The organism is Neobacillus ginsengisoli, assembly GCF_030813055.1.
On sequence record NZ_JAUSTW010000003.1, the window covers coordinates 249140 to 261818 of the forward strand.

A 12679-nucleotide genomic window follows, 5' to 3' on the forward strand; every position below is an offset into this window, starting at 1 on the left:
CCTAAAATAATCAAAATGAAAAGAATAGTAATTAAATAATTCCGAATATTGATTTTGATGATTCTTGAAGAAAAGCTGTTTAACATAAAACTCATCCTTTATTTTAAATAAATATGTAATAAATAAAATTACATAAAACTCCACCATCCATTCATGTGTTTTCCAAATGAATTTCTATGCTTTTAATCTTCTCAAAGATAATTGAAAATGATAATCTTTATCAATTGCATTATTATCTTAAAATATACAATGTTTATCTGTCAACGCTTAATTAAAAATTATTTTCAACAGAATTTTGAACAAAAATTTTTATAAATGAAAATGATTATCATAATTATCATTGATAACCATTATCATTTAGACTGAAAAAAGAATATATATGTACTAAAAATTTGAGCTTATCCTAATAACAAAAACCTTATCAACTTTTTTGGTTGATAAGGTTTTTTTTGTTTACGCTTCTTTCTTTTTGACTTCGTCTGTCAGTTCTTCAATGCTTCGTCTTACATTGGACTTTCCTGAATAGTTTTCAATCAGTTCCTTCACATCAATGCCGCTGGAAGCTTTTAATGACTCTTGGAGGCTTGCCATTAAGTTTGTTGCATAACCGGTGATTTTATTGGCGCCGCCATTTTCTCCGGAGCTTCCTGTATCAACAACAGTAATTTTATCAATATTGGACAGCGGGCCGGCCACTTGCTTCGCATATTCAGGAAGCATTTTGATCACCATATCCAGGATGGCCGCTTGACCGAACTGTTCGAAGGCTTCGGCAATTTTTTCCTTTGCTTCGGCTTCCGCTAAACCTTTTAAGCGGATGATTTCGGCTTCTGATTGCCCCTGAGCCTTTTGTGCTTCCGCTTTTGCCGTACCATCGAGACGAATCCGTTCGGCCTCTGCTTTTGCCATTGCTTCGACGCGATATTTATTGGCTTCTGCCTCTGCAAATTGTTTTGCCTTATCTGCAGCAGCTGCTTGTTCAACCGCATAACGGTCCGCATCTGCTTTTTTCTTCACTTCGGAATCGTATTGACGTTCACGGCGGAGAATTTCTTTTTCCTCAAGTTCGATTTGTTTTTGTCTTTCGATAATCTTGATTTGCATTTCCTGCTCTGTTACATCCTGTTTTGCCCTTGCACTTTCAAGATCATAAGCTTGGTCGGCACGTGCTTTTGCGATATCCTGTTCACGGCGGAACTCGGCAATTTTCAACTGATTGATTTTCTCCGCTTCCGCGATTTCTGTTGCCCGCTCTAATTCGGAGCGCTTCGCTTCTTTTGCCGCTTCCGCTTTTTTAATCCGTGTTTCTTTTTCCGCTTCTGCTGTTGCGATGTCGGCATCTCTTCTTACTTGGGCAATCCGCGGTTTACCGAGAGATTCAAGGTAGCCGTTCTTATCTCTAACATCCTTTATCGTAAAAGAAACAATGACTAATCCCATTTTAGCAAGATCCTGTGAAGCAACCCTTTGGACCTCCTGGGAGAACTTGTCGCGATTTTTGTATATTTCTTCAACCGTCATCGATCCCAGAATTGAACGCAAATGGCCTTCAAGGACTTCCCTTGCTTCATTTTCCCGATCTTCCTTTGGCTTTCCAAGGTACTGTTCCGCTGCTGTCGCAATTTCACTAATGGAGCCGCCAATTTTGATAATTGCCACGCCATCGGCCATGACCGGAACACCCTGTTCAGTGTAGACCTCGGGGGTTGTTACTTCCAGCTTGCTTGAAAGCAAACTTAGCGGCTTTGCCTGTTGAAAAACAGGTAAAATAAAGCTGCCTCCTCCGCGGATGATTTTTATTTTATTGCCCGCTTCATCGACATGGACATTCCCGCTGCCCAAAAAGCTTCCGGTGACGATCAGCGCCTCATCAGGTCCTGCTGTTTTGTACTTTGTGATAAAAACCCCGATTAAGGCAATGATTATTAACACAACAATCCCGATAATAATCCAAATAATGTTGAAATCCATTTTTTTCTTCCCTCCTATAAAAACCTCTCTAATTCGTTTTGGGTTGATACGTGAAGGACCCCATTTTTACTATCGACAACAAGGACGCGCGTGCCATTTGGAATCGGCACGCGATCAAAGCTTGTCGCCGGTTTGGCAATTCTCCCGCTGATGCTGTCAATCATGACTTCCCCATAGCCATCCACAGGAATGGCGGTAATAACGGTACCAATCCGTCCTCTTAAATCTGTTTCTTTATACACAAGCGATTCTTCAGCTGAAGATAATGGGATGAGAACGAAAATATTTAATAATGACACAATAATGAAGGAAGTTGCCGCCGCGATTCCCATGATTACTAAATAATGGAATGAAGATAATCTCTCTAACAGATATCCCGTCGCTGAAAGTATCGTCACAAAAGCAAAGAGCAAGACAGGATTCAGAAAATGAAGTCCTCCGTCTCCAACTCCCTGAAAATGAAAAACATCGGCAAACAATACAAACAAAACCGTCAATACGCCGGAAATAATTAATCCGTACAAATAAATGGTTTCTAAAGGAATGCTGAAAGGTTCCACCTGAGATCAGTCCTTATTTTTCGATTCAAAAAATTAATAAAACATTCGAATGCATTAAGTGCACATTTCATTCAAATTTTTGGCATCCGTCCCCTTCCTATGTGTACAGATGAATATACGGATTCCGAATGGAAAAGATTCACTTTTTCAAGGAGTTTTTTTGAAAAAAATTCCTTTAATTTAACTGTTCGAGAGTTTGGTACTACTTTTGGGCAGTTTTGTACTAGTATTGAGGAGTTTTGTATTCTTTCAAAATTGTTTTGTACCTTTTCTTAAGGTTTTTGTACTTATTTTTAAGTTTTTTGCATTTTTAGATAATTATTACCAAAATCAACACATAAAAAAAGTGTCATGGTCCCAGACCACAACACCTTACTGAATCATATTCAAAAACTTCTTCGTCCGTTCTTCTTTCGGATGATTAAAAATTTCTTCAGGTTTATTTCTCTCCACGATGACGCCCTGATCCATAAAGATAACTTCATCCGCAGCCTCACGGGCAAAGCGCATTTCATGGGTAACGACGATCATCGTCATCCCTTCTTGAGCAAGGTCCTTCATTACTTTCAGGACCTCACCAACAAGCTCGGGGTCAAGCGCGGAAGTCGGTTCATCAAACAGCATCACCTCAGGCTCCATGGCAAGCGCTCGTGCAATCCCGACACGCTGCTGCTGACCGCCCGATAGCTGGGCAGGGTAATAATCTTGTTTTTCACCAAGGCCTACTTTTTCTAATAGCGCGACTGCTTTTTTCCGAGCCGCTTCCTTCCCTTCATTTTTAACAATGACCGGACCCTCCATGACATTTTCAAGGGCTGTCTTATGAGGGAATAAATTATAGTTTTGAAAAACCATCCCCGTTAACCTGCGGAAGGAAGCGATATTTTTCTTGGAAACAGCGTGTGAAAAATCGAGATTCTGACCTTCGATGGAGATTAAGCCATTGGTTGGTGTTTCTAAAACATTTAAACAGCGCAGCATGGTCGTTTTTCCCGAACCGGATGGCCCAATCACGACAACAACCTTGCCTTTTTCAACCTCAATATTAATGCCTTTTAATACTTCTAAATCACCAAACTGCTTATATAGTCCTTTAATTGAAATCATTGTCATTCTCCCTCTTCTCTAAGACACGTACCGGTCCAGTTTCTTTTCCATCATTTGTTGAAGGATGGAAAGGAAAAAGCAGATGACCCAATAAATAAGCGCCGCTTCTGTATAAACCAATAAGTATTCATAGTTGGTTGAAGCGATTTCCTGTGCCTTTCGAAACATCTCTGTTAGAAGAACCAGTGATGCTAAAGATGTATCCTTTACAAGACTAATAAATGAATTGGATAATGGCGGTATCGATACACGTGCAGCTTGTGGGAGTATAATTCTCCGCAAAACTTGTGAATAGGACATCCCAATTGAATAGCCTGCTTCCCATTGTCCTTTCGGAATTGAAATAATCGCCGCACGGATGATTTCTGATCCATAGGCACCTACACTTAGCGAAAAGCCGATAATAGCAGCAATATAGGAATCCAAGGTAATCCCGATCGTAGGCAGCCCGTAAAAAATGATAAATAACTGTACTAACAAAGGTGTTCCGCGAATGGCTGACACATAGACTCTTGCAATACTTTGAAGTATTTTACTTTGAGAAATACGGGCAAGCGCTGTTAAGACGGCAAAAATCAAACCGATGACAAAGGTAATCAACGTCAACGGTATTGTATAAAAAATAGCCCCTTTCAAAAGGGGCAGAAAGGAACTTTGAGCTATATCGACTAATCTGGCTGTTCTTTCCGGGTCAGCAAAAATACTATTTAAGTACATCTTCACCAAACCATTTCTCAGAGATTTTTTTATACGTGCCATCTGCAATGATATCTTTTATTGCTTTGTTAACGGCATCTTCAAGTGTAGTACTGTTTTTTCTAAACATAAAACCGCTTTGAGAAGCATCAGCCGAAGTCGCAACAATTTTAACCGGAGCATCAGGCTTTTGTTTTTTGAAATCTAAAAATGAAAGCTTATCATTTACCGTAACATCAACACGTTTTGAAGTTAGCAGCTGGATCGCTTGGTCGAAGCCTTCGACCCCAACAATCGTAGCACCATTTTTCTTAGCGATATCTGCATAGTTACTTGTTAATGATTGAGCAGATTTTAACCCTTTCATATCCTCAAATTTTTTCACCTTATTGTTATCACTGCTTGCAATAAGAACGGCAGCTGATGAGATATATGGAGAAGAAAAATCGTATTTTACCTGACGGTCCGGGCGAATCCCTACTTCGTTAGCAATCATATCAAAACGCTTAGCATCTAATCCCGCAAACATCGCATCCCACTGAGTTTCCTTGAATTCAGGTGTCACGCCGATACGTTTCGCAACTTCGGTCGCAAGCTCAACGTCAAAACCGGTTAATTTACCATTTTTATCATGGAACGTAAATGGAGCATATGTACCTTCTGTCCCAATTAATAACTTTCCGTTTGCTTTCACTTGTTTTAATAGATCACCGCTTGTATCCTTTTGGGCGGTTTGCTTGTTATCTGTTTTCTTCGAAGTATCTGTAGCGTTACTTGTGCCGCATGCAGATAAAACAACCATAAAACTGAGTAAAAGTGCAAAAATTGCGGTTAGCTTTTTCATTATTAATCCCCCTAATTCTGAGTGTATTTCTCGGATTTATTAATCATAGTACATCCTTTCTTTTCTGTCAAAGGAAAAATAAAGGAAACAATTATATTTTACCCAATAATGAAAAATTCATGTTCACTACAAAAAAACCTACCTGGGAAATCCCTGATAGGTGGAGAATCTTTAAGCTGATAATGGCTTTTTTTGCGTTTGTTTTTGCTTTACCTTTACACTGTTTTTCTTAATCGGGCCATAAAAGAATAATCCACTGGCCAATAATATCATCCCGTAGGTAAATGTTTTAATGTCTGCAGTTCCTGCTATTATAACCCAAACGGAATAAATGGTAGCAAGAATGGCGATGATCCCATCTGCAATTCTTGATTTATCCCCTTTATATGTTTCACCTGTGATGACCAATTTAAGCTGATAAACAGATGAAATTAAATAGGGTACGAGATAGGCAAGGGTGGCAATCAAAACAACAAAGTCAAAAGCGCCTGAAATCGATTTTGATACCGTTGAAAAAATAAATAATTGTCCGAGCCCGTTTGTAACTAGCAAGGAGAGCAATGGTAAACCTTTTTTGTTTTCCTTTAGAAAAACCGGGAGAAATAAACCTTGTTTTGCCGCTTGATGGGGAACTTCAGCACTTAACATTACCCAGCCTATGGTTGAGCCAATTAAACTGATTAAGCCAATACCCGCTAAAAATTTGCCGCCAATTGGTCCTAATACGGTTTGGATCGCATCAATTAATGGTTTACCGGAGTGAATGAGTGTTTTTTGGTCTAACATCCCCATCACAAGGGTACTAATACCGATATAAATACCAAGAGCAATAAATAAACCAAGCATTGTCGCACGTTTCACATCTGATTGTTTTTTAGCACGTGAGGCAAAGACGACAGCTGATTCAACTCCGATAAATGCCCATAATGTATTGATTGCTGCATTGTTGACCTGTTTCATTAACCCAACTGCATGCCCTGCACCATCCAGTCTCGTTGCCATAAACGGAAGCATATTGCTTTTTTGAAAGGCAAATAGACCAACGATGATAAACACTAAAAAGCCAATAACCTTTGCAGCTGTTGCGGAAAAATTTAACTTTCCTGCGCTCTCCATACCCCGCAGGATGATGAAGTGAGTTCCCCAGAGAAGAAGGGAACAAACGATAAACGTTAACCCATTTCCTACTTTTAAAGTGAAATTGCCAATCGTAAACCACTTAGCCTCACTTGTTAAAATCGGGAAAAATGTAGATAAATACCCTGCAAACGTTGTGATAATTGCAACATTTCCTGCAAGATTTCCAACCCAGTAGCCCCATGATGACATAAAACCCGATAAAATCGAAGCCTGTGACCCTGATTTAAAAATTTCTTTTGCGTAAATCTGAGGACCACCTGTTAAGTTTGGCTTGCGAATTGCCAGGTTTCCAAACACAAGTGCCAGCATAAGTACACCGAATCCGGTCATCAGCCAGGCTAATATCACACCGGCAGGACTAGCTGCTTCAGATAAAGAACGAGGCAGCATAAAAATTCCTGAACCAACCATATTTCCAACGACAAGAGCCGTTAATACCCATAAACCTAATTTATTTGAATTTTCCATGGTAAAATGCCCCTACATAAGATGTTGTTTTTCAAAGATGATGTCGAGCTTCCGTACTTAGGATAAGCCTGGAACAAGACTTTGTCAATGAAAAATTTCACCTTGCTAAAGTGGTAGAGGATTAAAATAATACTTGTGCCTAACTGTTTCATTTTTGGGATGCAAATAACAAAAAAGCACACGCTATTGTGTGCTTTTTTGTTGGAAAATAAAGAGTTAATGGTGTTTTTATTGTGTTTCACATACAAAAATCGCAGGGGAAACTTTGAAGGCAGAAAAAATATTAAAGGGTGTGAATTCGAGTGAATTATAGGTTGAAATGGTTCTTTAAGAAGGATTTCAAGGACATTACTCGCTCTATACACGCCTTAACTGTCCTTCAAAAGGGATTTCAAAACTGTGACTTGACTTGTAAAGCGGTTTACCCTTAATGTGGAAACCCCTTAGCAAGTGACCCCTTTTTTACTATTCCTTCCACCAACTATCAAACATTGAAGCAGGCAGCCTTCGTTTATGCTCCGTAATGATGTAGCGCTGTTCAATTTTTTCAGCAACTCCGGTTGCAACGGATTTTCCTTCCAGATAATCATCGAGCTCATCATAGGTAATGCCCAGTTCTGTTTCGTCAGCCTGGCCCGGTTTTTTATCAAGCAAGTCAGCTGTAGGAACCTTTAAATATAGCTGTTCGTCTGCACCAAGCTCTTTTAGCAATTCCTTTCCCTGACGCTTTGTTAAACCGGTTAACGGAAGAATATCCGCTCCGCCATCACCATACTTCGTAAAGAAGCCGGTAACTGCTTCTGCCGCATGATCGGTGCCAATAACAAGAAAGCCTTCCATACCGCCGACTGCATATTGAGCAATCATTCTTACCCTGGCTTTAACATTACCTTTTTGAAAATCGCTTAACGGTTTATCCGTAGTTATGGAATTATATTCTTTTTGAACATCATCCACAGCCTCTTTGATATTAAATGCATACTCACGGTCTGCTCGAATAAAGGCTAATGACCGTTTCGCATCCTCCTCATCCTGTTGGACACCGTAGGGTAAGCGGACAGCAATAAAGGTCGCTTCCTTCCCTTCACTCCGTAACTCCTCTACCGAAAGCTGGGCGAGACGCCCTGCCAGTGTGGAATCCTGCCCGCCGCTAATTCCGAGAACAAAGCCTTTTGCCTTTGCTTTTATTAAATAATTTTTTAAAAAGGCAATCCGTTTTCTAATCTCTTCTTTCGGTTGAATATCAGGATTCACATTTAATTCTTTCATAATCTGCTCTTGTAATGTCATCCACAAAGCCTCCAATCAAAAACCTAGTCAATATATGTAATGTACCACACCATTTATTAAAATTCTAAATTCGAGTACATCCAAATTAAAAATTAATGTTTTTCATTAATTATGCCATAAATGTCGGCTGCAACCTTCTTGATATCTCTCTCTTTATCACGGACGTTCAGGAGAACGACAATCGAAGTTTTATCTTTAAAATAAACATGGAGCGATTCCCAGCCCCCAACAACCCCCCTGCTGTAAACCCGGTCACCCGAATGATAAACTCCCAGACCATAGCTTGATTTTGGTCCCGGTGTTACCATTTCCTTTAAACTTTGGTTTTTTAGGAGCTTACCGTTCATTAATGCTTCATCAAACAGGCATAAATCAAGTGCGGTTGCGTATATATCTCCGCATCCAAAAAGTAAATAAGGATTCAGTTTACTTGAATTGATCAACCGTTCTGCGAGTTTGATATATCCCTTTGAGGTAAATGGGACAATGTTTTCGGGGGTGATAAACCCTGCATTTACCATGGATGACTTATTAAAAATATTCTTTTCGATATATTCATGCAAAGTGGTTCCTGTCACTTTTTCGACTATGTAGCCAAGTACTAAGTAGTTAATATCGTTATAATCCCATTTTGTTCCTGCGGGGAATTTACCGGCTCTCTTTGCCGCTTTCTTGATAATATCCCTCGGCTCCTTGTCCCCTATATGCCAAATCGGCGGCTGAATTCCTGAGGTGTGATTTAACAAATGGACAATTTTTATATTTTTCGGAAGATTTGAGACATATTTTGATACCGGATCTTGAATTGTCAGCTTTCCACTTTCCTGAAGCTGAAGAATACAAACTGCAACGATTGTTTTTGTTATCGAAGCAATTGGAAAGGTCGTGTATTGACTATTTAACGTCCGGTTAAAGATGTCAGAATATCCCACTCCTTCAGAAAAAAACCTCTTGTTATTTTTTACTGCTGCAATACTTCCATTAACATGGTTGGATATCAAATATTCTCTAATCTTCTGCCGAATATGCTCTTCCTTTGAGACAGGTATTACTGAATTTTTTTCATATTGGGCAGAAGCATTATGTAAAGGCTTAAGATATATTTGATTAAAAAGCTCGTCAGAGCTAGTGCTGGAGGAAAGTCCGAAAAAAATAATGGCCATAAACAAATAGAACAGAAGATATTTATATTTCATTTTTAACCCTCATCTTCAAGTATTAGTCCAACAGTTTATTTATGGATTATTATGTATAAAAAGGAAAAATTCCATCCATATCTAATGGTTGGATTTTTTCCTTTTCAAAACAATTTTTTCGTTTATAGAAATAGATTCTGGTAAACTATATGTTTGTAGTGATTTTATAAAAAAGAACGCACTTCGCCATCATCAAGCAAAAAAGAAGAAGAGTTATTCTTTATTGGAGGGATTAATTGTGGAAGCAAGAAAGTGCAATGATTCACTGGTAGTCAGAACAAGCAGGATTTTTCCAAATGATGTAAATAACCATAATACGTTGTTTGGTGGAAAGTTAATGAGTGATATCGACATGACCGCCTCCATTTCCGCGGAAAGGCATTCAAGAACAGAAAATGTTACGGCCTCCATTGACTCTGTTGACTTTTTAAGTCCAATTACACCTAAGGACTCAGTTTGCATTGAAACCTTTGTAACGTGGACAGGCACCACTTCAATGGAAATTTGTGCTAAAGTGATCGCCGAGAATCTTAAAACAGGCGATCGAAAAATCGCTGCTACAGCCTTTTTAACCTTTGTGGCATTAGATAAAGATGGTAAGCCGACAAAAGTTCCAGCAGTTATTCCAGAGACCGAAGAGGAAAAAAAGTTATTTGAAACAGGAAATGAAAGAGCGGAAAAGCGAAAAGAACACAGAAAAGATAGTACGGAGCTTGCAAGTTACTTTACCACATTTAAACCATGGGAATAAGAAAAGGTTCGCCCAAAAAGGCGAACCTTTTCTTATTGTTTAATCATTTAACTTCTGTAGCTCCCTGCGATCCGGTGCCTGTGGCGGTTGCTGCATCCAGCCGCGCTCGACCATGATCGCAAATCCATATTGAATATAACCGTAATTTGTTGGATATGTCCCTCTGAAATTTCTACTGCCTGCTGCAAAATCGTTTTTATTTCTTCATCCTGATTGTGATAGAGAAAGTATTTCAACAGGCAAACCGCTATGCTCTCTTGGATAAAGGTAGCTCATAGTCCTCCCAACTCCGCACTGGAAAGTCTAGCATTGTGTTCAACCATGAACTGCCACCCCCAAAATGCTTTATTAATAGATTTCCAATCGTCGATTTGATTTATTCATCTACCGTGATTTCGAATACCTATTTTACATATGTTTCACTGCGCTTTTGCCACGTCATCACTCCGTCTTCTTCATCAATCTCTATTGTGACATCGACAACCCCATTTTCCGCCATGATTTTTTCTTCCAAACGGTCTTTAATATCATCTGCTGCAGCAACCGTTAACTTTGGATCTACTTCAATTTCCAACTCAACATGCAGGTCCTCTCCCTCTTTAATGACAGTAATTCCTTGGATATCTTTTACATCAGGATCCTCCATTACTAAAGCACCGATTTTGTACTCCATTTCTTCATCCGCTTGACCAATAACTCCTGCAGCATTATCCAAAAAGACCTTCCCTACCACAAAAAACATCATCGCTCCGATTACCATAGAGGCAATTCCTTCTGCACGATGGAATGCAGTAAAATGTGAAATTATAATCGCTATAATGGCCAATAAACCGCCAAAAGTAGCCACCAAATCCTCCATGAACACCAGTTTCGTTGCAGGTTTTGCTCTTCCCAAATTGACTAAGCTTTGAAAAAATACATTCAATCCATTTGCTTCAATTTCAATGTCATGTAATATTTCCTTCATCGCTTTAAAAAGGACAAAGGTTTCAAGAAGGGTGGCTACAGCCAAAACCACTATATTAAGAATAAAACCTTGAGATGGAGACGGATGGATTACATGATGCCAGCCTTCAACAATGGTCTCAAAAGCCATAATGCCGACAATTAAAACGGCACCTAAAAGCACCAAGTTAACCAACCGGCCAAATCCATTTGGAAAACGCTCAGTCGGTGCCTTTTTACTTAAGGCCGAACCGACAAATACGAAAAACTGATTCGCTGCATCCCCAAGACTATGCATGGTTTCGGCAAACATGGCAACATTGCCTGTAAACATAAAGGCAGTTCCTTTAATGATCGCAATAATCGTATTAATAATAGCGGCAAGCATCGCCGATTTATTTCCTCTTTTCAGTAACTGGAAAAGTTCACTCATTCTATCTCCTTTCTTCAATTACACCTTTTATTGCTATTTTTACTATTTTCTAAATGAACCTATTTCATGAATATAATTGCTTTTTCAACCTATTTAAAAGATGTATTTTCCGGAAATGATTAATAATGGTAAAATTAGTAACACAATACAGACAGAGAAATTTTTTTAAAAGGGAGGAATAGAATTGAATTTTGACGAAATCATGAGCAGGCTCGCTGAATTGGGCACGGCCCAAACTAAGAAAACCTTTTTGAATCACGGTGCGAAAGAGCCTTTCTTTGGAGTCAAGGTCGGTGATCTAAAAAAGCTGGTCAAATTCGTAAAGAAGGATCATGACTTAGCATTGAAGCTATTCGCTTCAGGAAATCATGATGCGATGTATTTAGCAGGTCTCTCCGTTAATCCTAAAGCGATGGCGAAGGAAACCCTTCAAGACTGGGTAAAGAAAGCGAATTGGTATTTGCTGGCGGAATATACTGTTGCCGGGGTTGCGGCTGAAAGCATTTATGCCCTTGAACTGGCGCGGGAATGGATGAATTCCGAGGAAGAAATGACGGCCGTATGCGGCTGGAGTACGTATGCAAACTATATATCGATCACGTCTGATGACCAATTAGACCTGGGAGAAATCCTAACGTTGCTACATCAAGTAGAAACAACGATTCATGAAGAACGAAACCGTGTCCGCTATGTCATGAATCTCTTTGTTATTTGTGTCGGGGCTTATGTTACTGCACTTCATGATGAAGCAATAAGAGTAGCAGAACTAATTGGAAAGGTTCATGTCGATGTGGGTAAAACAGCCTGTAAAGTTCCCCTTGCCAGAGACTACATAAAGAAAATAGAACAACGGCAGAAAATTGGCGTAAAAAAGAAAACTTGCATTTGTTAACACTGGCCAACTACATTTCTACGTTAACTGACCGGGAGATTGTCTCCCGGTTCCAATTACATGTTAACGATTCATCATACGTTTTTCAGGATAAGATTCAAGCGGTTTGTCCGCTCATTTTTTTCTTTTTCTGATGCTAAGTCATATTTTTTTAGCAGGTGAAATACTTCGTTTAATAGCTCTTGAGAATGCTCGTTTTTAAAGAAGTTTGTAAACAATGGCTGCATTTCCTCAGGTAAAAAAGCTGCTTGCGATTCATATTTACTCTTGACATCGGCCTGTGAATGATTAAGTTTGCATTCGCTCATGCATTTTCCTCCTTAATTTTACTCTTATTAGAATAACAGAAAACCCATTCCTATTATGAGAATGGGTTTTGTTTTTTA

At 39.2% G+C, this 12679-nt stretch carries 13 protein-coding genes; 2 read left to right on the forward strand and 11 right to left on the reverse strand.

The features are described from left to right. Nucleotides 1-453: 453 nt before the first annotated feature. The 8 genes from J2S10_RS10355 to J2S10_RS10390 form a co-directional block, all read right to left on the reverse strand. The gene (locus tag J2S10_RS10355) at nt 454-1971 is read right to left on the reverse strand and encodes a flotillin family protein (protein WP_307407322.1); all 1518 of its coding nucleotides are present in this window, start codon (nt 1969-1971) and stop codon (nt 454-456) included. A 14-nt stretch (nt 1972-1985) separates the two neighbouring features. Beyond that, nucleotides 1986-2531 carry an NfeD family protein gene (locus J2S10_RS10360; RefSeq protein WP_307407323.1) on the reverse strand — a complete coding sequence of 182 codons (546 nt, stop codon included), beginning with the start codon at nt 2529-2531 and terminating at the stop codon, nt 1986-1988. 372 nt (nt 2532-2903) lie between these two features. Beyond that, a complete protein-coding gene (locus J2S10_RS10365) occupies nt 2904-3638 on the reverse strand; it encodes an amino acid ABC transporter ATP-binding protein (RefSeq protein WP_307407325.1) in 735 nt (244 codons plus the stop codon). An 18-nt stretch (nt 3639-3656) separates the two neighbouring features. Continuing rightward, nucleotides 3657-4355 carry an amino acid ABC transporter permease gene (locus J2S10_RS10370; RefSeq protein ID WP_307407327.1) on the reverse strand — a complete coding sequence of 233 codons (699 nt, stop codon included), beginning with the start codon at nt 4353-4355 and terminating at the stop codon, nt 3657-3659. After that, entirely contained in the window at nt 4342-5178 is an 837-nt protein-coding gene (locus J2S10_RS10375; RefSeq protein WP_307407329.1) for an amino acid ABC transporter substrate-binding protein, read from the reverse strand. Before J2S10_RS10375 ends, J2S10_RS10370 begins: the two co-directional genes overlap by 14 nt. Before the next feature lie 171 nt (nt 5179-5349). Further along, nucleotides 5350-6786 (reverse strand): amino acid permease, encoded by a 1437-nt coding sequence (locus tag J2S10_RS10380; protein WP_307407331.1) that lies wholly within the window; start codon nt 6784-6786, stop codon nt 5350-5352. 465 nt (nt 6787-7251) lie between these two features. Next, nucleotides 7252-8076 carry an ammonia-dependent NAD(+) synthetase gene (gene nadE, locus J2S10_RS10385; RefSeq protein ID WP_307407333.1) on the reverse strand — a complete coding sequence of 275 codons (825 nt, stop codon included), beginning with the start codon at nt 8074-8076 and terminating at the stop codon, nt 7252-7254. Between the two features lie 92 nt (nt 8077-8168). Continuing rightward, the gene (locus J2S10_RS10390; RefSeq protein ID WP_307407334.1) at nt 8169-9272 is read right to left on the reverse strand and encodes a serine hydrolase domain-containing protein; all 1104 of its coding nucleotides are present in this window, start codon (nt 9270-9272) and stop codon (nt 8169-8171) included. Between the two features lie 238 nt (nt 9273-9510). Here J2S10_RS10390 and J2S10_RS10395 point away from each other — a divergent pair, with 238 nt between their 5' ends. Further along, a complete protein-coding gene (locus J2S10_RS10395) occupies nt 9511-10023 on the forward strand; it encodes an acyl-CoA thioesterase (RefSeq protein WP_307407336.1) in 513 nt (170 codons plus the stop codon). 47 nt (nt 10024-10070) lie between these two features. On the opposite strand, the gene J2S10_RS10400 is transcribed toward J2S10_RS10395, so the two are convergent. After that, entirely contained in the window at nt 10071-10286 is a 216-nt protein-coding gene (locus tag J2S10_RS10400) for a DUF3231 family protein (RefSeq protein WP_307408115.1), read from the reverse strand. A 140-nt stretch (nt 10287-10426) separates the two neighbouring features. Continuing rightward, nucleotides 10427-11401, reverse strand: coding sequence for a cation diffusion facilitator family transporter (locus tag J2S10_RS10405; RefSeq protein ID WP_307407338.1), 975 nt, complete (start codon nt 11399-11401; stop codon nt 10427-10429). Nucleotides 11402-11585: 184 nt separating this feature from the next. Between J2S10_RS10405 and J2S10_RS10410 the strand changes: the two genes are divergently transcribed. After that, complete coding sequence (locus J2S10_RS10410) at nt 11586-12293, forward strand: DNA alkylation repair protein (protein WP_307407340.1); 708 nt, start codon at nt 11586-11588, stop codon at nt 12291-12293. Nucleotides 12294-12367: 74 nt separating this feature from the next. Here the strand turns inward: J2S10_RS10410 and J2S10_RS10415 are convergent, their stop codons facing one another. Beyond that, a complete protein-coding gene (locus J2S10_RS10415) occupies nt 12368-12601 on the reverse strand; it encodes a hypothetical protein (protein ID WP_307407342.1) in 234 nt (77 codons plus the stop codon). Nucleotides 12602-12679: the final 78 nt, after the last annotated feature.

What these genes read in the sequence shown, in the direction of transcription:
- J2S10_RS10365 (WP_307407325.1), bottom strand. Translation starts at nt 3,638, where the DNA reads ATGATTTCAATTAAAGGACTATATAAGCAGTTTGGTGATTTAGAAGTA.
- J2S10_RS10390 (WP_307407334.1), bottom strand. Translation starts at nt 9,272, where the DNA reads ATGAAATATAAATATCTTCTGTTCTATTTGTTTATGGCCATTATTTTT.
- J2S10_RS10375 (WP_307407329.1), bottom strand. Translation starts at nt 5,178, where the DNA reads ATGAAAAAGCTAACCGCAATTTTTGCACTTTTACTCAGTTTTATGGTT.
- J2S10_RS10380 (WP_307407331.1), bottom strand. Translation starts at nt 6,786, where the DNA reads ATGGAAAATTCAAATAAATTAGGTTTATGGGTATTAACGGCTCTTGTC.
- J2S10_RS10370 (WP_307407327.1), bottom strand. Translation starts at nt 4,355, where the DNA reads ATGTACTTAAATAGTATTTTTGCTGACCCGGAAAGAACAGCCAGATTA.
- J2S10_RS10405 (WP_307407338.1), bottom strand. Translation starts at nt 11,401, where the DNA reads ATGAGTGAACTTTTCCAGTTACTGAAAAGAGGAAATAAATCGGCGATG.
- J2S10_RS10355 (WP_307407322.1), bottom strand. Translation starts at nt 1,971, where the DNA reads ATGGATTTCAACATTATTTGGATTATTATCGGGATTGTTGTGTTAATA.
- nadE (WP_307407333.1), bottom strand. Translation starts at nt 8,076, where the DNA reads ATGACATTACAAGAGCAGATTATGAAAGAATTAAATGTGAATCCTGAT.
- J2S10_RS10415 (WP_307407342.1), bottom strand. Translation starts at nt 12,601, where the DNA reads ATGAGCGAATGCAAACTTAATCATTCACAGGCCGATGTCAAGAGTAAA.